This is a genomic window from Mucilaginibacter sp. P4_E8 (assembly GCF_056401495.1).
In genome coordinates this window covers 1-2,386 of sequence record NZ_JBFUJG010000302.1, presented here as the reverse complement: position 1 = coordinate 2,386, position 2,386 = coordinate 1, and the positions used below count along the sequence as shown (strand labels likewise).

The window sequence follows — 2,386 nt, the reverse complement described above, 5'->3', positions numbered from 1 at the left end:
AGCCATACCCGCCTCTTGATATACCGGTAACGTAACGTCTTTTTACATCAATTCCGGGCTCTGTATCCAATGCGCTAATGGCTTTATAAACCAATGTATCTACAGACGGATAATTGGGAATACCTCCCCAACCAGACCCGGACGGGCAATTCGGCACAAAAAGAAACGCCGGGTATTTTTTTCTGTTGATATCGGTTGACAATAGTTCAGCCGCCGCCGCACCTTCCATTTGCCTGATCTTATCGGTGCCGGGTTGGCCGCCGTAAGGAAGACTGACAACCAAAGGGTACTTCTTTTTCGGATCGAAATTTAATGGCTTTAGTAAATGATAAAATAGGGTATCGCCTTTGCTGTTTACAAAGGTACGGGCTTCAAATAATTGAGCCAGTTTCTTTGTGTTTTCAAAATTTTGCTTCCCCCAGTATATTGACGAATAGCCTTCAACGGTTACCATTCCTCCAATAATCAGTGTAATTACCAAAGCCAGTGCTTTCACAGTAACCAATGTATCTTTTAAAGATTCCTTAATGGGGCTGGAGTTTTCAGTGTTTAATAGCTTGATTTCACTTAAAAAATGCATAATAAACGGAATGAAGATTAAGCCACCAGCCATTGAAGCCCATTGAACAATTTTTCCTGATACGCTATTGAATTGAACGTCTTTAGATAACAGGGGCCAGGCAATAGCTGGTATTAAAATCAGACCGATGACTAACATATAGGCGCCTGCTACCTTTAACCAAATTTTTTTCCCGCTACCGGAAAATATAAGGGTTAGAGCGTATATGATGCTGATACCTAAAAAAATAAGAACTGCAGGTATATAATAGTTTATATAATAGCTGCTTGATACTCTTGATATCAGCATTATAAAAAAGACAACAGCAGCACAAAGGCTTGCTATTGTGAATATTATCCCTGTATAGAAGGCAGACCAATACCCCCGGTAGTGATAATACTTCAGTAAGAATATGCTTCCTGTTATTGAAACTATATGAGTCATCCAAAACCAGGCTATAAACGAATTCTGCATATAAAGTTGGATACCCAACAGCAATTGACCTATGCTTTGAAATATGCTGCAAGCAACAAGTAATCCTAAAAAAAAGATCCCAAAATGATAAAGACTTTTATTCATAGCTATTTTATTTACCGGTTTATTCCGCAAGAGAAGCCTTGAATGTAAATTGATGTGTAAATTTGATAAGGTTTTGCTTACTAATTTAAAGTGAAAATTTTGTTAAACCCTTTAAGTCTTCCCGAAGTTGGTACTGGACAACCTTTTCTTTTTTTGAAGATTAGATTAATTACAAACCTGATCAACAAAAATTCCAAATCCTATTTGATTTTCAAATATTTGTGCTTACCTTTGACCCTCCTTGAAAGGAGGTATTTAGGAAATTATGATCATCATTAACGTAAAAGAAGGCGAATCATTAGATAAAGCATTGAAACGCTTCAAGAAGAAATTTGAGAAAACAGGTGTATTAAGAGAGCTTCGCAGTCGTCAGGCATTCGAAAAAAAATCTGTAACTCGTCGTCATGTTGTTAAACATGCCATCTACAAGCAAAATATGAATATAGAAACTGTTTAAATCTTGTAAAAGATTTTTTCAAATTTCTTAACATTATATTAAAACTATTTGTACATTCAATGTCTGGATGTTCAAATAGTTTTTATGTTTTTAGAGCGTTTTATCCAATACATTAAATTCGAAAAGCGATACTCGCCCCACACCGTATCTGCCTATGAATCAGACCTGGATCAGTTCATGCGCTTCCTTAATAACCCTGGTATGGCCAGCGCTGTTCCCGAACCGGTTATAACACATCCCAACCAAATAAGCTACCACGACATCCGTAACTGGATGGTTGAGTTAATAAGCCAGAAGCTTACAGCCCGTTCTGTAAACCGTAAAATGGCAACCTTGCGCAAGTATTTTAAGTTTTTATTACAGGAGGGGTTAATTACCGAAAATCCGTCGTCCAAAATCCGTTCGCAAAAAATTCCCAAAAACCTGCCTGTTGTGGTTGAGAGTGCCCGCCTTACCCAAATGCTTGATGATAATGAAGTATTTACAGATGATTTTGCCGGCCGGCGCGATAAGCTGGTTGTTGAAATGCTGTTTGGTACCGGTATGCGCCTGGCAGAGCTGCTGGGCCTTAAGGATCAGGATATTAATGATTATGAAGGCACCCTGAAGGTTTTAGGAAAACGCAACAAGGAGCGTATAATCCCTATAAATACGGAGCTGCGCATATTACTGGGTGATTACATAGAATTAAAGAAAAATCAAAATTTTCATAACAATTCGCAAGCATTAATCGTTACAACTAAAGGAGCCGATGCTTACCCAAGATTAATATATCTAATAGTGCAAAAATA

3 protein-coding genes are annotated in these 2,386 nt (G+C 37.8%); 2 read left to right on the top strand and 1 reads right to left on the bottom strand.

The annotated features are described in order from the left end of the window. On the bottom strand, nucleotides 1-868 hold an 868-nt coding region (locus AC1DRQ_RS30750; RefSeq protein ID WP_477429818.1), incomplete at its 3' end, for a carboxylesterase family protein. A 535-nt stretch (nucleotides 869-1,403) separates the two neighbouring features. On the opposite strand from AC1DRQ_RS30750, the gene rpsU reads away from it, so the two are divergent. Next, nucleotides 1,404-1,595, top strand: a complete 192-nt coding sequence (rpsU, locus tag AC1DRQ_RS30745; RefSeq protein ID WP_343114695.1) for a 30S ribosomal protein S21 — start codon at nucleotides 1,404-1,406, stop codon at nucleotides 1,593-1,595. Between the two features lie 48 nt (nucleotides 1,596-1,643). Next, nucleotides 1,644-2,386: site-specific integrase (locus AC1DRQ_RS30740; protein WP_477429815.1), on the top strand; the 743-nt coding region annotated here is incomplete at its 3' end.